Below are 23,063 nucleotides of genomic sequence, written 5' to 3'. Positions count from 1 at the left end.
TGCATCAGCACCCGCCGGGGGACGCGGCTATCGCTTGAGGAGTCGTACCGACAGACCGTCCGTCGTGTAGACGGGTACGGCCCGCAGCGTGTCGGAGTTCAGCTCCACCCGGTCGAACTGGCCGCGCAGCCGCTGTGCCTCGACGACCGGGATCGTGGTCCCGGCGACCGGCGGGCGCTCGGCGTCGAGACGCAGCGACAGCACGCTGCCCCGGCCCAGCACCACGCGGCCGGACACCTCGAGGGCCGGACCGTGGTTCTTGCGCAGCAGCAGCTCCAGGGTCGTGTCGCCCTCCTGGACGTACGCACCGCGCACACGCACGACCTTGTCCGCGCGGAGCGTGCCACCCACCACGCGTACGTCGCCCTGCCCGAGAGCGTTCGCCGAACCGGCGACCAGCACGCCGCCCTCGACCACCGTGCCGCCGTGGTAGCGGTTGTGCCCCGTCAGCGTGAGCGTGCCGGTGCCGCGCTTGGTCAGGCCGCCCTCGCCGCGGATGTCGTTGCGCCACGTGTCCGCCGCGCCGAAGCCCCCGGCCGCAGCGTCCAGCGTGACGGTCACGTCGGAGTCGAAGGCGCCGTAACCGTCCGCCGCGGTGAACAGGTCGAGCCGCCCCCACTGCTCGAAGCCGTCCAGCAGGACGTACCCGGCGGGCAGCGCGGTCGTGCGCAGCACCTCGCGACGCTGCGCCGCGTCCAGGTACGGCTGCCGCGTCTCCAGCAGCACCTCCGCGCCCTTCGGCACGGTGAGGGGCTCGTCGCGGCCGGTCCGGGTCAGCACATACGTCAGCTTGGGCTTGACCGTACGGGCGTTGGCGTCGCGGTCGGCGTACGGGTCGGTGTCGGCGGAGGCCGAGTGGGCGTATGCGTACAGCGTGTCGGCCGTCGTGCCGGTCCGCTCCTCGAAGTACGCGAGGGCCTGGGCGCGCGCCGCGGCCTTGAGCTCCGCGTTGGCCGGGTCGGTGAGGGCGGCGGCGGCCAGGGCGGTGGCCATGATGCGGCCGCCGAGGACGTCGACCGTGGAGTGCATGCCCGCCACGATGCGGGTGTGGCTGAGCTCGAAGGCGCGGGTCACCAGCTCCTGGAACCGCTCGGGCACGGCGTAGGCGTACGCCAGGGCCGCCAGGTGCAGGGCGTTGGTGTGGCCGCTGGGGAAGCCGCCGTCCTCGGCGGGGTTCTCGCTGCGCTGGCGCAGCAGCTGCGGGGCGACGACCACCTCGGACTCGTAGACAGGGAAACCGAACTCGTCCTTCCTGCCGGTGTCGACGACCTCGCTGTCCTCGTTCATCCGCCACGGACGCGGGTACTGGAAGGCGAACTTGGCCGGGTTGCCGGAGGCGAAGGGGCCGCGCACGGTGTCGACCAGCTTGGCCACCTTGCCGAGCTCGGAGTCGTACGAGCCGGCGCCGATCGCGGAACCGGCCGGCGCGTCCGCGGGCAGGGCGTCGCTGATCTTCCCGGCGGGAGTGCCGTCCGGCGCGCTGGTGATCGAAGTGACCGCCCTGGCGCCCGACTTGTACAGGTCGGCCAGCGGACCCATGCCGGCGATCACCGAGTAGCTCTGGTGCTGCCGGTCGATGATGAACGATTCCTTCGCCTGGGCGTCCGTGCGCGCGGCGGTGATCCGGGCGCAGTAGCGCATGTTGGCGCGCAGCACCTCGGGCGTGAGCGGGGTGCCGGTGTTCCAGGCGCCGCCGGTCTTCCACACCTTCGCGAAGCCGCCGAGGACGCGGATCACCGCATTGGTCTCGGGCGTCTGGTTCGCGACGACGTTGGTCTTGTAGTCGTCGACGAACGCGGCGGCGTTCGTCGCGGCCTTGGCGTCCGCGGAGGGGAGCCAGCCGGCGAAGGCGGGGACGGCCACCAGGGCCGCCCCGCTTCCGACGGAGGTCAGGAGAAAGCGCCTTCTGTTCATGGACGGGTTGGCGTGGAGCCCGGCGGGTGACGGCATGCGAGCCTCTCTTGAGTTCTTCGGCCGTACGGCCGGGTGGGGATCGAAATGATCGACTCGACCGTCCGGTGCGCGGGAGACGCACGAGGCGTGCAGAAAGCGCTTGGGGTCGAGTCGTACGAGCGAAGATCTACGGGCGAGTTGTGTCGGACTCGGGATGGCCCGGCGTCCGACAGGTGTCACAGGAGTGAACGGGCCATCGCCACCGCGCCCTCGACCGGCGGCGCCCGCAGGGGACGCGGCCGGGCCGTCGGCACACTCTCCGCCAGCGCAGACACGAAGGCGTCGTACAGCGAGGGCTGGGCGAGGACCGTACTGCCCGCGACCACGACGTCGTCGACCACCACCCCACGGGCGGCGAGGCGTTCGACGAGCGCGGCAAGGGCGCGGCCCGCCTCGGCGATCACGGTGCGGGCGAGCGGGGAGCCCGCCTCGGCGGCCGTGAAGACGGCCGGGGCGTGCCGGCCCCACTCGGCGGAGGCCGCCGTGACGGACTCCAACGCGGCGCCGAGCGCGGGTACTTCGGGGACGTCGAAGGCGGCCAGCAGACCGAGCGCCAGCGCGTCGGGCTCCTCGCCGCGGTCGTGTGCGGCCCATACGGCACGGACGGCCTCGCGTACGAGACCGGCGGCGCCGCCCTCGTCACCGAGCAGCGCGCCCCAGCCGCCGACCTGGACCGGTGTGCCGTCGGCGAAGCGGCCCACGGCGACGGATCCGGTGCCGGCGACCAGGCCGACACCCTTGTCCAGGCCCGCTGCGGGCACGAGCAGTTCGGCGTCGCCCATGACCAGCGCGGGCACGTCGAAGTGCAGTTGGAGCGCGGTACGGATCTGTGCGCACTGACGCGCGGTCTCGCATGCATGGGCGCCGACGGCCAGCGCGGACGGGCGTGTGCCCTTGGGCAGGGCCTCGGCGAGCAGCGCGGCCAGCCAGCCGGCGGCAGCCAGCGGATCGCACGGCCGCCAGCCGCTGCTGGGCCGGACGTGATCGGCCACCACGGTGTCGCCCGTGAGCGCGCGGAGATGCGTCTTGGTGCCGCCCACGTCGATGCCGACCATCAGAGGGCCAGACAAAGGGGTGACCTGCACGGATCCTCTTTCGTCGGTGAGCTGTGTGCTGCGACGGCGGGCGAACCGTGCCGGAGGGCAAGACAGTTGAAGAGCTAGGGAAGCCCCGGGACGGGCCTCTGGACGGACCACGGCAGGCGAGTACCGTGACGTTCGTTAGGAAGTTAACTAACGAAGTACAGTGCGTGTCAATAGGCGTCGCGCAGTCGGCTTCCCGGGCCTTTCGCCCGGGTCGGCAAAGCGTGCCGCCAGGGCAACCCATCGCCGCCTTCCGCCGAGCCGATCGGCCCGGGAGAGCAGCCTGTCACCTGGGGGAACTGTGGAACACGACGTGGTAAGAGCCCCCCGTCTGACCGAGAGCGCGAGCCATGTATTCGCCGTGCTGGCCCAGGCCGGCACCGCGACCCGGCCGCAGCTCGCCAGCCTTGCGCGGCTGTCCAAACCGACGGTCTCCGCCGCCGTCGCCGAACTGGAGGGCGTCCAGCTGGCCGCCCACTCCGGCACCGCTTCCAGCGGCACGGGCCGCAACGCGGCCGTCTACCGCCTCGGCCCGGCCGCCGGTGCCGTGCTCGCCGTGGACCTCGGCCCCGCCCTCACCCGGGTCCGCGGCTGCGCCCTGGACGGCACCCTGCTCGCCGAGGCCACCGGACCCCGGGACGAGGCGGCCGACGTGGTGCGCGAGGCGCTCCGCGCGCTGCCCGCCGACGCCCCGCTGCGCACCATCGTCGTGGCCGTCGGTGACGTCACGGCCCGGGGGGAGGAGGGCTCCGGCATGCGCCCGGCGACTGCCAAGGCGCGGCCCGTCTTCGACGCGGTGGCCGTCGCACTGCCGCCCGGAGTCCCCGTCCATCTGGAGAACAACGTCAATTGCGCCGCGCTCGCGGAACTGCACGAGGGCGCGGCGCGCGGCCGTCACACCTTCGGCTATCTGCGGATCGGCGTCGGTATCGGTCTCGGCATCGTCGTAGGAGGGCAGGTGCTGGCCGGGGCGAACGGAGCCGCCGGAGAGCTCGCCCGGCTGCCCTACCCCTGGGACGACGACCTGGAGCCCCGCCACGAGGCCCTGGAGGAGTACATCGGGGCCCGTTCCCTGCTGCGCCGGGCCGCCGAGGCATGGCCGGAGACCGATGGCGCCGGCCCGCGTACGGCCGAGCGGCTCTTCGCGCTCGCCGGACAGGGCAGTGCCCCGGCCCGTGCCGTCGTCGCCCGGCACGCCGTGGACGTGGGCAGGCTGGCGGCCGCCGTGACCGCCGTACTGGACCCTGGACTGCTCGTGCTGGGCGGCAGCACCGGCGCGTCTCCGCAGCTCCTGCCCGGCGTGCGGGCCGAGCTGGAGCGGCTCAGCTGGCCCACCGAGGTGGTCAGCAGCCAGGTCGGTGATCTCGGCACCGTGGTCGGCGCGGCCCGCCTCGCGGTCGCCAGAGGAGTCCAAACCGTGACCGACGCGGCGCGGACGAAGGATTGACGGTTTCGGACTCGGTCTGCCAATGTCCGGACAAGCGCTTTCTAAGTCGGCCGGGACGCCGGCTTGGGGCGAACCTCCCGCCCGTACTCGACGTACGGCAACCGCACGAGGGCGTGCCCGTGCGGTGACGGCCAGGACGGCCGGGGATCTCGCCCCGCGTGGACGACGCGGCCGGGCGAGGCCGCCCCTTCCGGAAAGCGAATTTTCCTGCAAAATGCACCCGTGCCGCCTCGGTCGGCGCCGTGCTCCGTCCCCTAATGACGAAAAGGGATCGAAGATGACCACTGTGGGTGTGCGGCGCTCCCGCCGACTCGGCCGCGGCGGTATGCGCCGCCTTGTCCCCCTCGCTGCCGTGGCCACGGCAGGTGCCCTGCTGCTCTCCGCGTGCGGAGGGGGATCCGACTCGGGCGGGACCTCCAAGTCGCTGACGTTCTGGATCTCCACGGTTCCGGGGCAGGACGCGGGCTGGAAGAAGATGGTGGCGCAGTACGAGAAGGAGACCGGCGTCAAGGTCAAGCTCGTCAACATCCCCTACGACGGCTACGCGACGAAGCTGCGCAACTCCGCGCAGGCGAACTCGCTGCCCGACGTGGCGGCCGTGCCGGCGCTCGACCCGATCTGGTCGAACAAGCTGATCGACCTCAGCGACATCGCCAACAACAAGACCAACAAGATCAACGCCAACTTCGTCGCCAAGGACTCGTCCGGGAAGGTGCTGTCCATCCCCTCGGACGTCACCGCGTCCGGCATGTTCATCAACAAGTCGCTCTTCGAGAAGGCCGGCGTCGACTACCCGACCTCGCCCGACAAGACCTGGACCTGGACCGAGTTCATGAAGGCGGCGAACGAGGTCCGGGAGAAGACCAACGCCAAGTACTCCCTGACCTTCGACCAGTCGCCGTCCCGGCTGCGCGCCATGGTCTACGAGATGGGCGGCAAGTACGTCCACGCCGACGACTCCGGCAAGTTCTCGGTGGACGCGGCGACCAAGAAGGCTGTGAAGACCTTCGTCGGCTGGAACGACGACAAGACGATGCCGAAGTCGGTGTGGACCAGCGGCGCCGACCCGTCGGCCATGTTCCAGAGCGGTGACGTCGTCGCCTACTGGTCCGGCGTGTGGCAGGTCGCCGCCTACTCGGAGAGCATCACGAAGTTCGAGTGGGCGAGCGTCCCGACGCCGGCCCAGCCGGTGCAGGCCAGTGACGTCAACAGCGGCGGCATGACGGTGGGCTTCAACAACAACGCCGACGCGGCCGCCGCCGCGAAGAAGTTCCTGTCCTGGCTGTACGAGCCCGACCACTACCAGGCGCTGTGCGAGGCCTCCGGCTTCCTGCCGGTCGAGAGCGGTCTGAACCCGAAGTACCCCTTCAAGTCCGAGGCGGCGCAGGCGGCGTTCAAGCTGTACAACGAGTCCATCCCGCTCTATGACCCGATCTCCGGCTACTTCAACAGCGCGCAGACGAACTGGGTGCTGAAGGGCAAGAGCCTCGCCGACGACCCGACCAAGGCGGAGCTCGGCAAGGCGATCAACGGTGAGCAGTCGTCCGACAAGGCCCTGCAGAACATCGTGGACGGCTACAACCAGCAGGTCGGCGGCTGAGCGTAGGCCGACGGGTCCGGGCGGCGGGGTCTCGACCCCGCCGCCCGGACCCCCAGGACCCACGTGATGCCGGGCACATGGCCCGAGCCCCAGGAAACCATTCCACCAGCACGGAGTCAGGAAGATGACAAAACGCGCCCCGGACGCTTCGGACGTGTCCGTGAGCCCGCCCAGGAGACGCAGCAAGTACACCCTCGCACCGCTCGTCCTCATCGCGGGCAATGTCGTGCTCTTCGCGCTGTTCTTCGTCTGGCCGGCGGTGATCGGGCTCGTCTACTCCTTCACGAACTACACGGGCGTAGGGGCGTTCCAGTTCGTCGGACTGGACAACTACCAGAAGCTGCTCGGGGACTCGACCTTCTACGCCGCGACGACCCGCACGCTGCTGTACACCGTGCTCTTCGTTCCGCTGAACTTCGTGTTTTCGCTGCTCATCGCCAACGTGCTGGTGAGCAAGCACGCCAAGGGCGCGTCGGTCGCCCGCATCTTCTTCTTCATCCCGTGGCTGCTGTCGCCCATCATCGTGGGTGTCCTGTGGCGATGGCTGTTCGGTGAGAACTTCGGACTGGTCAACTACTTCATCGAGAAGGTCGGCGGAAGCGCCGTTCCCTGGCAGTCGAACGCGGACCTGTCACTGCTCGTGGTCGTGGTGGCGGCGGCCTGGGCCTGGACGGGCTTCTCCATGCTGTTGTTCATCGCGGCGATCAAGAACGTCCCGACGTCGTACTACGAGGCGGCCGCGCTCGACGGCGCCGGTCCGTGGCGCCAGTTCTTCAGCATCACCCTGCCGAGCATCGCCCCCACGTCCTTCATCGTCATCCTGCTCAACACGATCCACGCGATGAAGGAATACGCGGTGTTCGCCTCCCTCAACAACGGTGGACCCGGAACGTCGAACAACCTGCTGGTCCAGTACATCTACCAGACGGGGTTCAAGTCGGGCCAGATCGGCTACGCGAGCGCCGCGTCGTTCGTGCTCATGCTCATCCTGATGGCCGTCGCGATCATCCAGATGATGGTCAACCGGCGGGTGGAGAACCGATGACAACCACAGACACAGTGCGCAAGGCCGACGCCGACTCCGTGCCGGCCGTCCCCAGGAAGCGGCGCCGCGGCGCGGCGAGCGGCGGGCTTCGGCGCGCGATTCCCGCGACGACTCTGCTGTGGGTCCTGGCGGCCCTCTACGGGGTGCCGGTGGTGTGGTTCGTCCTCAGCTCCCTCAAACCGGCGGGAGACCTGTTCTCCCTTCCGCTGACGGTGTTCCCCGACGACCCGACCCTGTCGGGTTACAAGGAAGCGTGGGCGAGCGCCAACTTCTCCGGGTACTTCATCAACACGATCATCGTGTGCGTGATCGCGACGATCCTCACGGTGGGGGTCAGCTGCTGCACCGGGTACGCGCTGGCCAAGTACGACAACAAGTGGCTCAAGGCCTTCTTCCTCTGCATCCTGGCCACCACGATGCTGCCGGCCGAGGTCATGCTCGCCCCGCTGTTCCTGGTGGTCCGCGACCTCGGCCTCTACAACTCGCTGTCCGGCATCATCCTCCCGGCCCTGCTCACCGCGACCGGCTGCTTCATGTTCCGCCAGTTCTTCCTGACGGTCCCCGACGAACTCATCGAGGCCGCCCGCATCGACGGCGCGAAAGAGCTGTCGATCTTCCTGCGGATCATGGTGCCGCTCTCCCGGCCCATCATGCTGACGCTGGCCATCCTGTCGTTCCAGTGGAGGTGGAACGACTACATCTGGCCGCTGCTGATGCTGAACGACCCAGAGAAGTTCACGGTGCAGATCGGCATCCAGAGCCTCGTCGGGGCGCAGAACATCAACTGGTCGGTGCTGCTCGGCGGATCGGTCATCTCCATGGTTCCGCTGATCGTCGTCTTCCTGGTGTTCCAGAAGTACGTCATGAATGCCGACATCAACGCCGGACTGAAGGACTGACCTTGCCCACCCCGCTCGACCACGAGTTCGTCCGCGCGGTGGCCCGCGCCGCCGACCGGCAGGCCGCCCCGCTGGCGGCCCGCCCCGACGAGGAACCCGCCGGTGTGCCGCACCGTGGTCTGGCGTGGCGGGTGAAGACCCTGGTCGCGGCGTACCGTTCCCCGGACTCGGCACTGCACGGCAGCGGGCAGGCCGTCGCCGCCTCGATGACCCACCTCCGAGCCCTACGGGCCGTGCAGACGGCCTCCGGCCTCTTCGCGGGCGGCGACAACGTGCAGTCACCGCCGGACTCCGCGTTCACCGTCAACGACGTGTGCGACGCGCACGTCCTCGCCGTCGGCGCGGGGCCGGAACTGCGCGAGGTCACGGCCGCGCTCGCCGAGATCGCCGGCGCCGCCTCCGGCAGTCTCCTGAGCGGTGGGGTGCACACCCCGAACCACCGCTGGGAGCTGTGCGCGGCGCTGGCCCGGCTGCACCGGTCGTTCCCGGACCACCGGCTGCTCGACCGCGTCGAGGAGTGGCTCGCCGAGGGCGTCGACATCGACGCGGAGGGCCTGTACTCGGAACGCAGCGCCAACTACGCGGCCCACGTGTCCAACCCGTCGCTGCTGCTGCTGGCCGACGTACTCGGCCGCGCCGACCTGCTGGACGCCGTCGAGCGCAATCTCGCCACGACCCTGGACCTGATCAGGCCGGACGGCACGGTGGAGACCGTCCACTCGCGACGGCAGGACCAGAAGCACTCGTTCCCGCTGGCGCCCTACCTGCCGCACTACCGGCTGCTCGCGATCCGCACCGGCCGGGGCGACTTCGCCCGGGCGGCACGGCTGGCGGCCGCCGGCGGCATCGACGCCGCCGACCTGCTCGCCCAGAGCCTCCTCACCCCGGACCTGTGCCGCGCCCTGCCGTCCCCGGAGGCGGAGACGCTTCCGCGTGACCGGTACCTCACCACCGCACGCCTCGCCGCACGCGCCTCGGCCGCCGCGCACACGGTGGTGTACGGCGGCTCCGACGTGCCCGAGCACCGGCGCATCCGATCGGGCCTCGCCTGCAACCCCACCTTCCTGCGCATGTTCGCCGGCGACGCCGTCCTCGACGCGGTCCGTCTCTCGCGGGGGTTCTTCGACCTGGGCCCGTTCCGCTCCGCCGACATGGAACAGCTCGCCCCCGACCGGTACCGGCTCACCGAAACCCTCACGGCCGCCTACTACCAGCCGCTCCCGAAGGACGAGAGGCGGGACGACGGCGGCTACCGACTGGTGGACGAGGGACGCTTCTCCGCCGCGATGGCCTTCCCGGACCGGCCCCAGGACGAGGTCTCCCACACGACCCGAGTCGAGGTGGACCTGCGGGACGACGGGGCCGACCTGCGGATCGACATCAGCGGACCACGGGTGCCCTGGGCCCTCGAACTGACCTTCCGGCCGGGCGGTGTGCCGGAGGGCGCCGTACCGATCGGCGACGGACGCTGGTGCCTGACGACCGCGCCGATGACCTACCGGGTCGGTGACGACGAGATCCGGATCGAGACCGACGTCGAGGCGGGCGAACCGCTTGCCGGTCCGGACCGGAGCGACGTGCTGCGGTACGACCCGGGTCAGGACTACACCGTGGTGGGCGGCACCGATGCGACGACCGGGAACCGCGTCTACATTGGTGGACTCGGCCCGCACACACTGACCGTCGCACTGCACGCCCGCCGGCCCGCACCCGTCGTGTGACCCCGACGAACCACGCCATGGCCATCTCAGGCATGAAGGGCTGATCCCCGTGCACCTCACGTCCCCTCCCGTGCACCTCACGCACCAGCGCGGCCCGCTGCACGACCTGCCGGACAGCCCCGAGGCGTACGACGCGGTCCTCGCCGACGTCGTCGAGCAGGCCCTGGCCCGGCTCACGCCGGAGGGCAACCTGGAGCACCCGGACTGCGTCGACGACATCGGCGACACGTCCCTCGGCATCACCTCGCTCCTCGCCCTCGCCTGGCAGCGCGGCAAGGACCCGCGGCTGCCGGAGGCGGTGCGGTGCAGCCTCGCCTTCCATCTGCGCGAGCGGGTGTACGTCGACGACAACCCCGGCTACCCGAACCTGACGGTGCGCGGCTCCGGTCTGCCGTACGCCCGTTACACCCTGGCCTCCGGCGCGCACCCCATCGGCGACTGGCCGAGCACGGTGTGGGCGCTGCTCCAGACCGTCAATGTGCTGGACCTGGCGGAGGGGCTGGTCGAGGACGAGCAGCGCGCCGAACTCGTCGAGGTGGCGCACGGCTACTGGAGCTGGCTGACCGAGGCGACCTTCTTCAATCCGCAGGAGGCCGGCAACCAGGCCATCGGCTGCGTCGTCGGCGGGCTGATGCTGGCCCGTCATCTCCCGCCGGGCCAGGGCGAGCAGGTGCGTTCGCGGGCGATCGCCCTGTACGCCGACAAGATCCGCGCCCACCGGGTCGCGGACCGCGGCGCCCTGCTGCCTCCCGAGCACGGCGGTGCCTACGACAACAACTACGGCCCGATCTCCCTGTCCTTCCTCGCCCAGGCGCACCGGATCAGCGGCGAGGAGATCTTCGCCGAGGACGGCGACGCGCTCGCCCGCTACATCGACGCCCGTCTCACGGGCGGCGGCTTCGACAACGGCGGCCCGCGCTACAGCGAGCAGCACAGCGGCTTCGAGTCGGTCCTCGGGCTGCGCTACTTCGGCGCCCGGATCGGCTCCGACCTGGGGCGCTACCGGGGCGACACCCGCTGGGGTCGGCACGCGGTCAAGGCGGACGGGGGAGTCGACGGTCACTTCGCCTGGATGCTGGTCTGGCAGATCCAGGACAGCACCCGCTGGCACCGCACGCCGTCCACGACGCCCACGCGCCACCAACTCCGCGCAGGGACGGTCTCGGTGGCCTTCGACGACCGTATGACGCCGTCGCTGGTCGAGGCGGCGGGCACGTACTACCTCCCGGCCGCGGTGAACCGGCAGCACGGCTTCGGCCCGGTGACGGACGGTTTCCTGTTCTGCCGCCCCATGGGCGAGGTCCGTGTCCGGGACGTCCGCGCCGACGGCCTCGCGGCCAAGCTGGTCACCAAGCCGGTCGTCGGCCGCGATCACGTCCTGCGCCACGTCCGGTCCCTGTACGTCACCGACGGCACCAGCCTCTGGACGACCGTCGCGGTGGAACGGCTGCCCGGGACGCCGTACCTGCTCGCCGGCCTGCCGTACGCCGCCGACGACGGCGACCGGGTGCGCCGGACCGCGCAGGGCCAGGTCACGTCGGCGGGCGAACTCCGCCTCACCCACCCGGAGTCGGACGGTGTGGACCAATTCGACGCCCGCGCGGAACGGACCCAGCAAGAGGCGGCTTTTGCCCTGGCGGCCGACCCCCGCGGCTACGGCAACCCCGACGAGGGCTGGCGGCACCTGGTCAGCTCGACGGCCCTGGAGGCGGGACCGGCCCCCGGCGCCCCGGAGGACCTGCACGTCTTCGCCGTACGCTACGGACCGACGGGCGGGTTCGCGCCCACGTTCGCGTACGACGGTTCAGGGCTGGCCGTCCGCACCGAGGCGTTCACCGCCGTGATCGGCGAGGCGGCGGGCGACGCGCACGGGGAGCCGGAGCTGACCCTGCGGGCCGAGTAGACCGCCGGGCCCCGTCGGCCGTCGCGGTCACCAGGGCAGGCCGAGCAGCCCCCACCCCCGCCGCTCGGCCTCGCCCACCACTGCCGCCCACTCGCGGAGCAGTACGGCGAACGCGTCGAAGTCCTCGATCCATCCGCCGGGACGCGCGGCATGGACGGCGTATGCCTCGCGCAGTCCGTCCAGCAGCGGTTCGGCGGTGGCCCACCGCGCGGCCAGTTCCGCCACCGCCTTCGGTGGGCACGCGACGAGCAGGCCGGGCCGCCGGGGATCGGGATCGCCGTGGAGGAGGCCGTCGAGCGGTGGCGGCGCGGGGTCGTCGTGCCAGAACAGGCCCGCCAGGAACCCGTCGAGGCTCTCCCGGAGCGCGGGAGCGGCGAAGTCCCGTACGTCCTCCCAGGCCTCCCCCGCCCAGAAGTGCGGCTTGTACGAGCCGCTGGTGCAGTGGAACGCGTACCGGCCGCACCAGTGCGGACCCGGTACCGCCGGCCACACCCACCCGACTTCGGGCGGCGCGTCCCAGTCGAGGTCGACGTCGGGAAACGCGGCCTCCTCCAGCAGCGGAAGCCGCTCACGCACCGGCGTGGACTCCAGCCGCTCCCAGTCCACGGCCAGAACCGTGATGTCCAGCCCCATACGGTCAGGCCCCCGCGCGGGCGGCCGGCGTCTCCTGCGGGACGGGCAGCGCCGTGCCCGGCACCACCAGGTCGGCCCTGTCGCGGGTCGCGGCGACCAGCTCCGCGTTGCGCTGGTCCGAGCCCAGCACCCAGGCCACCGCCTGCTCGTGCGCCTTGCCGAACTCCTCGTGCCGGGCGACCAGCCGCCCGATCCGCTCGGGTTCGTCGAGCTCGCAGAACCACACCTCGTCCAGCTGCGGGCGCACCCGCGCCCACGCGCCCGTGTCCAGCAGCAGGTAGTTTCCCTCGGTCACCACCAGCCGGGCCGTCGGCTCCACCGGAACGGCGCCCGCGATCGGCTGCTCCAGGACCCGCTCGAAGCCGGGCGCGTACACGGTGCCGCCGCCGGCCTCCTCGTGCAGCCGCCGCAGCAGCGCCGCGTACCCCGCCGCGTCGAAGGTGTCCGGCGCGCCCTTGCGGTCCCGGCGGCCGAGCCGGTCCAGTTCGACGTCGGCGAGGTGGAAGCCGTCCATGGGCACATGCGCGACCCAGGGGTCCCCGGCACCGTTCAGCTCCCGCACCAGGTGCTCGGCGAGCGTCGTCTTGCCCGCGCCGGGGCTGCCGGTGATACCGAGGACGGCGCGGCGGCCGTCGCGGGGGAGGGACCGGGCGCGGGTGAGGAGATCGTCGAAGGTCAGGCTCACACCGCAGAGTGTGTCACCCGCCGGCATCAGGCACCTGGCCGAACTCCGCACTGCGTGCACATCCCTTACGGGTTAGTTTGTCCCTGTTTTCGGACTTGTAGGGATAAGGGGTGGACGATGACGCACGGCACGAAGCCCATGCTCATGAGCATGGAGCGGCGCTACGCGGCGACCGTGCCAGGCGGGTCCTGGCGAGCGCGCGGCGCGGGCCTGCTCGCGGCGGTGGCCGGCGCCTTCACCCTCGCCCAACTCCTCCTCGCGCGGCCCTCGATGGGCCTCGGCTGGGACGAGGTGGTGTACGTCAGCCAGGTCGGCACCGAGGCCCCGGCCGCCTTCTTCAGCGCGCCACGCGCGCGTGGCGTATCGCTTCTGGTGTGGCCCGTCGCTTCCTGGTCCTCGTCCACGACCCTGCTGCGCGTCTATCTCGCCGTCCTGTCCGGACTCGCCCTGTACCTGGCCCTGCGCGCCTGGCGCGGACTGTTCCCGCCCCGCGTCCTGGCCGGCGCGGGCGCCCTGTTCGCCACCCTGTGGGTGACCCTCTTCTACGGCCCGCAGGCCATGCCCAACCTCTGGGTCGCATTCGGCGCCCTGCTCTGCGTCGGCTGCTTCCTGCGCGCCCGCGCCGACCGCCTCGACGGGCGAGCCCTGTGGGGCGTCCTGGCCGGTGCCGCGCTGATGGCGTGGATGCGGCCCACCGACGCCGTATGGGTCGTGCTCCCTCTGCTCGTCCTCGCGGTCGCGGCACGGCACCGGCGGCTCGGGGTCGCCCTGGCGGCGGGCCTCGTGGCAGGTGGCGCCGAGTGGGTGATCGAGGCGTTCGTCAGCTACGGCGGCCTGCGGGAGCGGCTGAACCAGGCCTCCCGGATCCAGGGCGACCTGGGCTGGAACCTCGCGGTCGACGACCAGGTGCGCAGCCTGGTCGGCAGCACCCTGTGCCGGCCCTGCGACGGCCAGATGCCCCACCCGGTCGTCTACGCCTGGTGGTTCGTCCTGCCCCTGCTCGCCGCCTGCGGTCTGGCGATCGCCGTCCTGGCCGGTCGCACCACCCGCACCATGGTGCCGCTGCTCTGTGCCGCGACGGCTGCCTTCCCGTACCTGTTCATGATCGGATACGCGGCGCCCCGCTTCCTCCTGCCCGCCTACGCACTGCTCGCCATCCCGGTCGCGGACGCGTTGCTCCACCTGGCGAGGAAGCCGAACGGCCGGTGGCGCCCGGCGGCCGCCGCCGTGATCGGCGTCGGGCTGGCCGGACATCTGGCCGTGCAGTACGCCGTCCTGGACCGCACCGTGGACCGCAGCACCGCGGGCCGCCAGTCCTGGGCCCGCTCCGCCGCAGAACTCCACCGTCTCGGCGTACGCCCGCCCTGCCTGCTCACCGGGCACGAGGCCATCCCCGTCGCCTACTACACCGGCTGCTCGTCCGGCGCGACCCGCGGCCACAACGCCAACACCACGACGGCCGAGATCCTGCGGACCACCCGCAGCGTCCCGGTCGGCGCCCTCACCGCCCCCGGCGGCACACCGCCCCGGTACGCCCGCGACTGGGAGCGGCACCGCCTCGACGGCCTGGAGGTCCGCATCGCCCCGGCGCTGGGCGCGGACGAGCGGGCATGACGCTGGTGGCCGCCGCGGCGACCTTGGCGACGTGGCCCTGCGCGGCACCGCGCCCTGCAGGGCGCGGTGCCCGGACGTCTGCACCCTGGGCGGCTCGTCGCGGCACAGTTCGCCGCCTCCGCCGCCAACCAGGTGCTGCCCGCAGGCCTCGGCGCGGGCGCGGTGAGCCTGCGCTTCCTGATCCGCTGCGGCATACCGGTCGCCGGTGCGGTCACGGCGGTCGCTCGGCCGCCCTGCTGCCCACTCCCGGCGGACTCATAATCCGTCGGCCGTGGGTTCGAGTCCCACCCGCCCCACCAAGCGGTATCGGTGCAGAAACGATCTGACCTGGGGAAAGGTCAGTGTCCTGCGAACGGCGTCGCAGTGTTCGCCACACGAGCCGAGCGCTGTCTTCGCAGGGCAGATGTCAGGGGTACCCGGTGCAGACCAGCCGTGAGCTGTCGGTCGGCCTCGGTAATCGTCATCCACGTCCAGTAAGCCCGACCTCCGCCTGCCGACGCGCTCCCATGCTCCGGCCTGGCCACATCTGCTGGGGTGTGGCGTTCTCGTCCCGCCTTGCCCGTAGGGCCCGACCCGCCGTGTCCTGGTAGCCACGCGCGGTGATGCCGCTGTCGGCCGTCCAGGTGCGGTGGGACGGCGACGTAAGGGTTCGGTCATCTCCTGGGGGTGCGGGACGGCAGTCCGCTTGCGTTGAATGGGCAGCGTAGGTGAACACTCAGGAGGCGAGGCGGGGATGGGGCGCGTGAGAAAGGTACTGAGCAGGCCGTTGGTCATCGGAGCGCTGGCGGTAGTGGTCGCTGGAGTCAGCTTCGGGCTGTACTGGTTCCAGCCGTGGAAGCTGTGGCAGGACGAGACCGTCGAGGAGGCCCTGCCCGGGGTCGTGGAGACTTCTGCTCCTCCTGCGGCGGTGCCCTCAGGGCAGCCCTCTCCTGCCACTGGTCCGCAGACGCTGGCGAGCGGTGAGCTGATCAGCCACGAGCACGCGACGTCGGGCGCGGTGAAGCTCGTGCGGCTGGCCGACGGCTCCCACGTCGTGCGGCTGGAGAAGCTCGACACCAGCAACGGGCCGGACCTGCGTGTGTGGCTGACCGACGCGCCGGTGAAGGAGGGCAAGGCCGGCTGGCACGTTTTCGACGACGGGGAGTACGTCAGCCTCGGCAAGCTCAAGGGCAACAAGGGAAGCCAGAACTACGCCCTGCCCGACGACATCGACCCCGCCCGCTACACCAGCGTCAGCATCTGGTGCGACCGTTTCGACGTCTCCTTCGGCGCCGCCGAACTCGCCCGCGCCTGAGGCTGGTCCACGGCCTCTCCAGGTTGCGGCACGATGCAGCTGCCGGCTCTGCGGCGCCCAGGCATGAAGACGAAAGCGTGCCATCCGCCGTCCTGTTGCCGTGGTCTCCGCTAGCTGCACGGTGCTCGCCGAAGCCGTGCCGCACCCCGAGTCTCGTGGACATCGTCGCCGTGCTCGACGCGAAGCGCGCTCAGCCGAGGGTGTCGAGGGCGGCGAGGATGTCGGCCGGTTCGGCGCGGGTGGTGTAGTCGGTGGTGACGAAGGCCCAGCGGACGGTGCCGGCGCGGTCGATGACGTAGGTGGCGGGCAGCGGAAGTGTGCGCGGGTGGCCGCCATTGACGCGCTGGAGGTCGAAGCCGAGCTTGTCGTGGACGGTGGCGAGGTCGTCGGGAAGGTCGAAGGCGAGGCCGTACTGCTTGGCGGTGTCGGAGCCGATGTCGCTGAGCACGTCGAAGGCGAGGTGGCGCTTCTCGGTCAGGGAGAGGGACTCATCGGGGATCTGAGGGGAGACGGCCACCAGGCGGGCGTCGCGTGCGGTGATGTCGGTGTGGTGCTGCTGGAGGGCGCGCAGGGCGATGTTGCAGCAGGGGCACCAGGCGCCGCGGTAGAAGGTGAGCACGACGGGGCCTGCGGCGAGGAGGTCGTCCAGGGGCACGGTCTGGCCGGTGGCCGAGGGCAGGCTGAAGGCGGGGGCGGGCACCGAGGAACGCATGATCCTCACCGAACTGCCGAAGACCGCCATCCTGAACGCATCCGTGAGGCCGTGGCGGACCTTCTCATTCCCGAGCGAGAGCAGACCCATTCGTCGGCGTGAAATGAGCGATCTTCTCCGAATGGGTAAAGTAGTTGTAAAGGTGTGAAGTGTCGCTTGCGGTGCGTTGCACCAGTACGCCCTCGCTCGTTCGGCAGGGTTTCCATATCCCAGGAGTACCGCGACTGTCCCGTGTCGGGGTCCAATGGTGAGATTCAATCCCTTCCGCACCCGCACCGGTAAGAAGGGACGGTAATGGATCTATCTGTGATCTGGTTGATCATCGCAGCCGTGCTGGCTGTGGCGGAGATCTTCACCCTTACCGCTGCGCTCGGAATGCTGAGCGTGGCCGCGTTGGTCACGGCGGGTTCCGCCGCGGTCGGGTTGCCGCTGCCCTTCCAATTCTTGGTGTTCACCGTCGTCGCTACGGTCACCGTGCTGTTCGTACGCCCCATTGCGCTGCGCCACGTGCGGCAACCCCAAGCGGCGCGATTCGGCGTAGACGCACTGGTTGGCAGGGCTGCCTATGTCGTCTCGGAGGTGACGGGCCTGGGCGGCAGGGTCCGTATTGACGGAGAGGAATGGACGGCCCGCGCCTACGACGAGACGCTGGTGATTCCTGCTGGAAAGACCGTCGACGTCATGGAGATCAGCGGCGCCACCGCGATCGTCTACCCCAGGGACTGAAACCATGGACACCTCGGCGTTCCTCATTGCCGGCCTGATCGTCGCGCTGTTCGCGGTTTTCACCGTGGTGCGGGCGGTCCGTATCGTTCCTCAAGCGCGCGCTCGTAATGTCGAGCGACTCGGCCGCTATCACCGGACCCTGACTCCCGGCCTCAGCCTCGTGATCCCTTACATCGACCGCGTTCATCCGGTGATCGATCTTCGGGAACAGGTCGTTTCCTTCGAACCGCAGCCGGTCATCACCGAGGACAATCTGGTCGTCGAGATCGACACCGTCCTGTACTTCCAGGTCACCGACCCGCGAGCGGCTTTCTACGAGATCGCGAATTTCCTTCAGGCGGTCGAGCAGCTCACCGTCACCACCTTGCGCAACGTCGTGGGGTCCATGGACCTGGAAAAGACGCTCACCTCACGGGACACCATCAACAGCCAGCTCCGTGGCGTGCTGGACGAGGCCACCGGGAAGTGGGGGCTGAGGGTCAACCGGGTGGAGATCAAGGCCATCGACCCGCCCCAGTCCATCAAGGACGCGATGCAGAAGCAGATGCGAGCCGAGCGGGACAAGCGGGCCGCGATTCTCGGGGCCGAGGGCCAACGCCAGTCGCAGATCCTCACCGCCGAAGGCGACAAGCAGGCCGCCGTCCTGCGCGCGGAGGGCAACCGCACCGCTGCGATCCTCCAGGCCGAGGGCCGGTCCCGGGCCATCGACGAAGTGTTCCAGGCCGTGCATCGCAACGACCCCGACCCCAAGCTTCTCGCCTACGAGTACCTCCAGATGCTGCCCCAACTCGCGCAAGGCTCGGGCAGCACTTTCTGGGTGATCCCCAGCGAGGTCACCTCCGCGCTCCAGGGCGTGTCCCGCGCCTTCAGCGAGGTACTGCCTCAGTCGTCGGCAACCCGGGAGAAGCCTTCGGACGACATGGTTGCCCAGGCCGCCAGCGACACGGCTCAGGCCGAAGAAGCCGCTGCTGCTGCCCTCGCCGACGCAGCCAAGGCCGAGGGCGCCACCCCCGATACCCTCCCGTCTCAGCCACCTCGCTGACGGGGGCCGCGTCTCGGCCTACGATCAGCCGCCCCAGTCGGGCGAGTGATGCCGGGGCCGAGACGGCGATGCTTTCGGGGTGCTTGCCGTTCCGGTTCCAGGAGCTCATGAAGGCGCCACCGGGGTCGGCCGTACGTTTCCGTGCTGCTGGCGGTCAGCGCTATGGGGCGCTGCCCATCTCTGCAGCGAAGACCACGGCGTCGCTGTCGAACCCTCGGACCATCTCGTGAAACTCCCAGGCTCCGGAGGTATCCCGGGTGAACTCGGCGACGGTCGCGGCGGTGGATCCGGCGACCTGCGCGAATTCGTTCTTCAGTAGCTCCTTGTACCCCTCGACCACCAGCACACCGGCGTTCGATATGTCACCGAAGGTCTTGGGGCCGCTGTTCTGGTGGATCGCCACGCCCACAACCACCCGTGCGAAGGAGGATGCGAGGCGATCAAGCTCCAGCGTCATCACTTCGACATAGCCGAAGCCCTGACCGGTCTGGCTGTGCCGGCTCATGTTGATGGTGCCGTCCGGTGAGCGGCTGTCGAAGTGGACGACGTATACCGGCGGCCCGTAGGGGGCGTCCGCCGAGTAAGTGGCGGCGATGATGTCGAGATGATGAGGTGGCTGATCCCAGGGACTCGGGTCCCACTTGAGCCGCACCTCGGCCTTCGCCACTCCCTGGCTGTCGCTGCTCACCGGATTACCGCCTCTTCCGTACCGAAAGCCATCAGGGGACGGATGGTCCCCGCACAGTCAAGTATGGTTCTCGGTCACCCTGTTGAAGCCTTGTGCGGCTGGCCCCTGCGGCGGGCCGGTGCGTTCCGGGGAGGACTGAAGTACTGGCCTTCCGGTGTCCCATGCACGAACAGATCGGACCGCCCAGGCAATGTTTTGCAGGCCGGGCGGGGGAGACACTCCGTCGAACGGCCTCGTGCGCGATGCAGTCGGAGTCGAAGTACGCGGTGAGGCCGTCGAGGACGAGGTCGACCCTGGGCTGGCGGTCGCGGGTAAGGACGGGGTAGACCAGCAGATCGGCGTCGCGCAGCACCGGGTTGCCGAGGTCGAGGCGCTCGGCTGCTGGAGGTCGTTGAGGGCTGCTTCGTAGGACTGGACGACGCCGCCGGGGCCGGGCTGGGTAGGGCCGATGGCGGCCCGGCCGCCGTCGGTCGCGGCGTGTGCCTGCTTGGCGAGGTAGGCGAGTACCTCGTCCTGGCGGCCGGAGGCGATGCGCAGCAGCCGACCGTCCTGTGAGTAGGACGCTGAGGTCGCCGAAGCGGGGGACGGGCGCCCGTTCCACCTGCCGGGCGTCGGGTCGCCCTCGGCGTGGACGGTGGGGCCCTGCGCGACGGCGACCGTGTGCGCGTGGGACAGGCGCAGGCCGAAGTACTCGGCGCTTTCGGCGGGGCGGCCGAGGCCGATGCGGCCGTGGAGGAGCTCGTCCGATGAACTCACGGCAGGCGGCATCTTCTTGGCGTACGGCCAGGCGCTGGGCGCCTTCGCAGCCTTCGGCGAAGGCGTCGATGGCCAGCTGTACGGCGGCGAGCGTGCTGTCGTCCGAGCCGGGGGGGTCGGGCCAGGCGGCGTGGGCGGTGCCATGTACGCGTTGGCCAGGACGTGCAGGCCACGGTCGGTCGTCCGCGATCCGTTCTTCCAGGGCCGCTAGGGAGCGATCTCGTCGCGGGCGAGGCGTCGGCGGTAGCCGAGGCTCGTCCGTCAGGATGCGGGCGTAGCCGTCGAAATACTGCTGGGGAATGTCCCGGTCCGTCACGTCGTCCCCGGCTTCTTGACGCGCTGGTAACGGTTTCTTAGCGGTCACCGGCATGCAGGCATTGATGAACACTGCCGGAAACCGGCAATGCGCGGGCGGGATCCGGTGGGGCAGCATGTCTCGCAGGGGCCACGGCCGTTGGTTCCATTGCCCGGCACCGGCAGGTGTCCGCATTGGGACCGCAGGAGCCGTGCGCCGCCGGACCGGCTGGCGTCGGCGCGGGTATGCGTGCCGAGGGTGGAAAAGGGGGCGGGGAGATGCAGACATTCTTGGCAGCGGCCACGGGCCTGCCCACGATCCTGCTGACCACTGCCCTCGTCGTGGTCGTCTGCTTCTGGCTCCTCGCCGCCGTGGGCGTCGCAGACGCCGACAGCTTCGACGGGGACGTGGACCTGCGGGCGTGGCGCATGGGCGGGGTGCCTGTGACGGTCGCCTTCTCGCTGCTGACGGTGCTGGCCTGGTCGCTGAGTGTCGGAGCGGCGGTTGTCCTGGCCGGGTTCGCGCGCCCAGGATTCGTCGCAGGTGTGCTGCGCCTGGTCGTGCCCGTGGGGGCGCTGATCGTCGCCTGGGCCGCGACCTGCCTGATCGTGCGGCCGTTGCACCGCCTCTACCCGGATGAACCCGGGCTGCCCGTGCTGAGCGAGGCTCGCACGGGCGCCGCTGCCGCGCTGCCGCATGCTCGCGGCCGTGATGCCCACGGGGGCGTGCCGCACGATGCCGCGCTCCATTCGCGGGACCGCGCCGCCTGAGCGGCGCTGCCGCAGGATCTCACCTCCGGCCCCTCCTCTTCATGCTCAATTCCCTTACGCCTGAAGGACGTATGCCATGGTCGCCATGATCGTGGGCATCGGCGTGCTCGTCGTCGCCTGCCTGCTCGTCGTACTCGTCGTCGCCCGGTTGTTCCGCAAGGTGGAGCAGGGCAAGGCGCTGATCGTCTCCAAGATGCGCAAGGTCGACGTGACCTTCACCGGGCAGGTCGTGCTGCCGGTGCTGCACAAGGCCGAGGTGATGGACATCTCGGTGAAGACCATAGAGATCACGCGGGCCGGCAAGGAAGGCCTGATCTGCCGGGACAACATTCGCGCGGACATCCGGATCTCGTTCTTCGTCAAGGTCAACAAGACCGTGGAGGACGTCATCAAGGTCGCCCAGGCTGTGGGTACGGCACGGGCGAGCGACCGGAACACATTGCAGGAGCTGTTCCACGCGAAGTTCTCCGAGGCGCTGAAGACCGTCGGCAAGCAGCTGGACTTCACCGACCTGTACACCAAGCGCGAGGAGCTGCGGTACCGGATCATCGAGGTCATCGGCGTCGACCTCAACGGCTACCACCTGGAGGACGCGGCGATCGACTACCTGGAGCAGACGCCGCTCACCCAGCTCGACCCGGCCAACGTCCTTGACGCACAGGGCATCCGGAAGATCACCGAGCTGACGGCCGTGGAGCACGTGCGCACCAACGAGGCCCAGCGCACCGAGGAGAAGGAGATCACCCGGCAGAACGTCGATGCCCGAGAAGCCATCCTGGAGCTGGAGCGCCGTCAGGCGGACGCCGAGATCAAGCAGCGGCGGGAGATCGACACCGTGCGGGCCCGGGAGGAGGCCGAGACGGCTCGGGTGGTGGAGGAGGAGCGGCTGCGGGCGCAGTCCGCGTTCCTCAAGACCGAGGAACAGCTCGGTGTGCAGCGCGAGAACCAGGCCCGCGAGGTCGCCGTCGCGCAGAAGAACCGCGAGCGGGTCATCGCCATCGAGAACGAGCGCATCGAGAAGGACCGGCTTCTGGAGGTCATCGCCCGGGAGCGGGAGACCCAGTTGACCCGGATCGCCGCCGACAAGGAGGTCGAGGGGGAGAAGCGGGAGATCGCCGAGGTCGTCCGCGAGCGGGTGGCCGTGGACCGTACGGTCGCGGAGCAGGAGGAGGCCATCAAGAAGCTGCGTGCCGTGGAGGAGGCCGAGCGCGGCCGGCAGGCCGTGATCATCGCTGCCGAGGCCGAGGCGCAGGAGCAGCTGGTCAAGGACATCAAGGCAGCGGAGGCAGCGGAGCAGGCCGCCGTGCACCGTGCCGCCGAGGAACTCACCCTGGCCGAGGCCCGGTTGAAGAGCGCCGACCTCGACGCGCAGGCCAAGCTGCGGCTCGCCGAGGGCATCCAGGCGGAGTCCGCCGCCGAGGGCCTGGCCGCCGTCCAGGTCCGCGACAAGGAGGCCGAGGTCATCGAGAAGGCCGGCCGTGCGGAGGCCGAGGCGACTCAGGCCCGGCTGCGTGCCGAAGCCGACGGTGCGCGGGCCAAGGCGCTGGCCGAGGCTGAGGGCATCAGCGGGAAGCTGAAGGCCGAGGCGGCTGGTCTGACCGAGAAGGCGGCCGCGATGGCGGCCCTGGACGACGCCTCCCGCGGTCACGAGGAGTACCGGCTGCGTCTGGAGGCCGAGAAGGACATCCGGCTCGCGGGGCTGGACGTGCAGCGGCAGGTCGCCGAGGCGCAGGCCACGGTGCTGGCCACCGGGCTGGAGAACGCCGACATCAACATCGTCGGCGGGGACTCGGTCTTCTTCGACCGGCTGATGTCCTCGATCGCCCTCGGCAAGGGCGTCGACGGATTCATCCAGCACTCCGACACCGCTCAGGCGCTGGCGAAGCCCTGGCTGGACGGCACGTCGAGCTTCACCGACGACCTCAGCCGCATCCTCGGCTCGGTCTCCACGGCCGACGTGCAGAACCTGACCGTCTCCGCCCTGCTGATGAAGCTCATGAACAACGGCGGCGCGAACGCCGGACAGTTCCAGCAGCTCCTGGACAAGGCCGGCGAACTGGGCCTCGCCGACACCTCGCTGGCCGCACTGAACGGCAGCGCGAGGGCCTGACCCCGCGACGCCGGGGCCTGACGGGCACGCCAGGACTGCACCTGCGCCGCCACGGCCCGACCTGGCCCGTGGTCCGGAGCTGCCGCAC

Annotated in this window: 20 protein-coding genes and 1 pseudogene; 14 read left to right on the top strand and 7 right to left on the bottom strand. The window is 70.4% G+C overall.

Translation table 11 applies throughout. The features are described from left to right. Positions 1 to 27: 27 nt before the first annotated feature. Both ABD932_RS35215 and ABD932_RS35210 read right to left on the bottom strand, forming a co-directional pair. Positions 28 to 1,950, bottom strand: a complete 1,923-nt coding sequence (locus tag ABD932_RS35215) for a phosphatase PAP2 family protein (protein ID WP_345019249.1) — start codon at positions 1,948 to 1,950, stop codon at positions 28 to 30. 179 nt (positions 1,951 to 2,129) lie between these two features. Continuing rightward, positions 2,130 to 3,008, bottom strand: coding sequence for an N-acetylglucosamine kinase (locus ABD932_RS35210; protein ID WP_345019813.1), 879 nt, complete (start codon positions 3,006 to 3,008; stop codon positions 2,130 to 2,132). Positions 3,009 to 3,348: 340 nt separating this feature from the next. Between ABD932_RS35210 and ABD932_RS35205 the strand changes: the two genes are divergently transcribed. The 6 genes from ABD932_RS35205 (at position 3,349) to ABD932_RS35180 (ending at position 11,650) form a co-directional block, all read left to right on the top strand. Next, positions 3,349 to 4,482 carry an ROK family protein gene (locus ABD932_RS35205; RefSeq protein WP_345019248.1) on the top strand — a complete coding sequence of 378 codons (1,134 nt, stop codon included), beginning with the start codon at positions 3,349 to 3,351 and terminating at the stop codon, positions 4,480 to 4,482. A gap of 277 nt (positions 4,483 to 4,759) precedes the next feature. Next, positions 4,760 to 6,082 (top strand): extracellular solute-binding protein, encoded by a 1,323-nt coding sequence (locus ABD932_RS35200; RefSeq protein ID WP_345019246.1) that lies wholly within the window; start codon positions 4,760 to 4,762, stop codon positions 6,080 to 6,082. Positions 6,083 to 6,206: 124 nt separating this feature from the next. Then, positions 6,207 to 7,127, top strand: coding sequence for a carbohydrate ABC transporter permease (locus ABD932_RS35195; RefSeq protein ID WP_345019244.1), 921 nt, complete (start codon positions 6,207 to 6,209; stop codon positions 7,125 to 7,127). Beyond that, entirely contained in the window at positions 7,124 to 8,026 is a 903-nt protein-coding gene (locus ABD932_RS35190; protein WP_345019242.1) for a carbohydrate ABC transporter permease, read from the top strand. Before ABD932_RS35195 ends, ABD932_RS35190 begins: the two co-directional genes overlap by 4 nt. Positions 8,027 to 8,028: 2 nt before the next feature. Continuing rightward, positions 8,029 to 9,747 (top strand): hypothetical protein, encoded by a 1,719-nt coding sequence (locus tag ABD932_RS35185; protein ID WP_345019240.1) that lies wholly within the window; start codon positions 8,029 to 8,031, stop codon positions 9,745 to 9,747. A 70-nt stretch (positions 9,748 to 9,817) separates the two neighbouring features. Further along, positions 9,818 to 11,650, top strand: coding sequence for a hypothetical protein (locus ABD932_RS35180; RefSeq protein WP_345019811.1), 1,833 nt, complete (start codon positions 9,818 to 9,820; stop codon positions 11,648 to 11,650). A gap of 27 nt (positions 11,651 to 11,677) precedes the next feature. On the opposite strand, the gene ABD932_RS35175 is transcribed toward ABD932_RS35180, so the two are convergent. Continuing rightward, positions 11,678 to 12,283: a hypothetical protein gene (locus tag ABD932_RS35175; RefSeq protein WP_345019238.1), complete on the bottom strand. Its 606-nt coding sequence runs from the start codon at positions 12,281 to 12,283 to the stop codon at positions 11,678 to 11,680. 4 nt (positions 12,284 to 12,287) lie between these two features. Then, entirely contained in the window at positions 12,288 to 12,968 is a 681-nt protein-coding gene (locus ABD932_RS35170; RefSeq protein WP_345019236.1) for a nucleoside/nucleotide kinase family protein, read from the bottom strand. Positions 12,969 to 13,085: 117 nt separating this feature from the next. Here ABD932_RS35170 and ABD932_RS35165 point away from each other — a divergent pair, with 117 nt between their 5' ends. From ABD932_RS35165 to ABD932_RS35155, 3 genes are all read left to right on the top strand, one after another. Continuing rightward, positions 13,086 to 14,582, top strand: coding sequence for a hypothetical protein (locus tag ABD932_RS35165; protein WP_345019234.1), 1,497 nt, complete (start codon positions 13,086 to 13,088; stop codon positions 14,580 to 14,582). 66 nt (positions 14,583 to 14,648) lie between these two features. Continuing rightward, entirely contained in the window at positions 14,649 to 14,843 is a 195-nt protein-coding gene (locus ABD932_RS35160; RefSeq protein WP_425587564.1) for a hypothetical protein, read from the top strand. 472 nt (positions 14,844 to 15,315) lie between these two features. Further along, entirely contained in the window at positions 15,316 to 15,876 is a 561-nt protein-coding gene (locus ABD932_RS35155; RefSeq protein WP_345019232.1) for a DM13 domain-containing protein, read from the top strand. 190 nt (positions 15,877 to 16,066) lie between these two features. Here the strand turns inward: ABD932_RS35155 and ABD932_RS35150 are convergent, their stop codons facing one another. Then, a complete protein-coding gene (locus ABD932_RS35150; protein WP_345019230.1) occupies positions 16,067 to 16,588 on the bottom strand; it encodes a peroxiredoxin-like family protein in 522 nt (173 codons plus the stop codon). A 294-nt stretch (positions 16,589 to 16,882) separates the two neighbouring features. Here ABD932_RS35150 and ABD932_RS35145 point away from each other — a divergent pair, with 294 nt between their 5' ends. Next, the gene (locus ABD932_RS35145; RefSeq protein WP_345019228.1) at positions 16,883 to 17,314 is read left to right on the top strand and encodes an NfeD family protein; all 432 of its coding nucleotides are present in this window, start codon (positions 16,883 to 16,885) and stop codon (positions 17,312 to 17,314) included. A gap of 4 nt (positions 17,315 to 17,318) precedes the next feature. Further along, a complete protein-coding gene (locus ABD932_RS35140) occupies positions 17,319 to 18,356 on the top strand; it encodes an SPFH domain-containing protein (RefSeq protein ID WP_345019226.1) in 1,038 nt (345 codons plus the stop codon). A gap of 160 nt (positions 18,357 to 18,516) precedes the next feature. On the opposite strand, the gene ABD932_RS35135 is transcribed toward ABD932_RS35140, so the two are convergent. Then, positions 18,517 to 19,044 (bottom strand): TerD family protein, encoded by a 528-nt coding sequence (locus ABD932_RS35135; protein WP_345019224.1) that lies wholly within the window; start codon positions 19,042 to 19,044, stop codon positions 18,517 to 18,519. 235 nt (positions 19,045 to 19,279) lie between these two features. On the opposite strand from ABD932_RS35135, the gene ABD932_RS35130 reads away from it, so the two are divergent. Continuing rightward, complete coding sequence (locus tag ABD932_RS35130) at positions 19,280 to 19,453, top strand: hypothetical protein (protein WP_345019847.1); 174 nt, start codon at positions 19,280 to 19,282, stop codon at positions 19,451 to 19,453. A 44-nt stretch (positions 19,454 to 19,497) separates the two neighbouring features. On the opposite strand, the pseudogene ABD932_RS35125 reads toward ABD932_RS35130, so the two are convergent. Beyond that, positions 19,498 to 19,812, bottom strand: a pseudogene (locus ABD932_RS35125) (PucR family transcriptional regulator); the annotation flags it as partial. A gap of 561 nt (positions 19,813 to 20,373) precedes the next feature. Here ABD932_RS35125 and ABD932_RS35120 point away from each other — a divergent pair. Then, on the top strand, positions 20,374 to 20,865 hold the full coding sequence (locus ABD932_RS35120) for a hypothetical protein (RefSeq protein ID WP_345019222.1): 492 nt from the start codon (positions 20,374 to 20,376) through the stop codon (positions 20,863 to 20,865). 76 nt (positions 20,866 to 20,941) lie between these two features. Beyond that, entirely contained in the window at positions 20,942 to 22,975 is a 2,034-nt protein-coding gene (locus tag ABD932_RS35115) for a flotillin family protein (RefSeq protein WP_345019220.1), read from the top strand. The last annotated feature ends 88 nt before the right edge of the window (positions 22,976 to 23,063 follow it).

This window comes from Streptomyces shaanxiensis, assembly GCF_039537145.1.
Lineage (GTDB): Bacteria > Actinomycetota > Actinomycetes > Streptomycetales > Streptomycetaceae > Streptomyces > Streptomyces shaanxiensis.
Note: the sequence above shows the minus strand (reverse complement) of the source record. Positions and strands in the feature narration are given on the sequence as shown.

Bases quoted from the DNA above. Each gene is read 5' to 3' on its own strand.
- ABD932_RS35175 (WP_345019238.1), bottom strand. From the start codon at position 12,283: ATGGGGCTGGACATCACGGTTCTGGCCGTGGACTGGGAGCGGCTGGAG.
- ABD932_RS35140 (WP_345019226.1), top strand. From the start codon at position 17,319: ATGGACACCTCGGCGTTCCTCATTGCCGGCCTGATCGTCGCGCTGTTC.
- ABD932_RS35115 (WP_345019220.1), top strand. From the start codon at position 20,942: ATGGTCGCCATGATCGTGGGCATCGGCGTGCTCGTCGTCGCCTGCCTG.
- ABD932_RS35200 (WP_345019246.1), top strand. From the start codon at position 4,760: ATGACCACTGTGGGTGTGCGGCGCTCCCGCCGACTCGGCCGCGGCGGT.
- ABD932_RS35165 (WP_345019234.1), top strand. From the start codon at position 13,086: ATGACGCACGGCACGAAGCCCATGCTCATGAGCATGGAGCGGCGCTAC.
- ABD932_RS35120 (WP_345019222.1), top strand. From the start codon at position 20,374: ATGCAGACATTCTTGGCAGCGGCCACGGGCCTGCCCACGATCCTGCTG.
- ABD932_RS35155 (WP_345019232.1), top strand. From the start codon at position 15,316: ATGGGGCGCGTGAGAAAGGTACTGAGCAGGCCGTTGGTCATCGGAGCG.
- ABD932_RS35210 (WP_345019813.1), bottom strand. From the start codon at position 3,008: ATGGTCGGCATCGACGTGGGCGGCACCAAGACGCATCTCCGCGCGCTC.
- ABD932_RS35190 (WP_345019242.1), top strand. From the start codon at position 7,124: ATGACAACCACAGACACAGTGCGCAAGGCCGACGCCGACTCCGTGCCG.
- ABD932_RS35150 (WP_345019230.1), bottom strand. From the start codon at position 16,588: ATGCGTTCCTCGGTGCCCGCCCCCGCCTTCAGCCTGCCCTCGGCCACC.
- ABD932_RS35215 (WP_345019249.1), bottom strand. From the start codon at position 1,950: ATGCCGTCACCCGCCGGGCTCCACGCCAACCCGTCCATGAACAGAAGG.
- ABD932_RS35195 (WP_345019244.1), top strand. From the start codon at position 6,207: ATGACAAAACGCGCCCCGGACGCTTCGGACGTGTCCGTGAGCCCGCCC.
- ABD932_RS35145 (WP_345019228.1), top strand. From the start codon at position 16,883: ATGGATCTATCTGTGATCTGGTTGATCATCGCAGCCGTGCTGGCTGTG.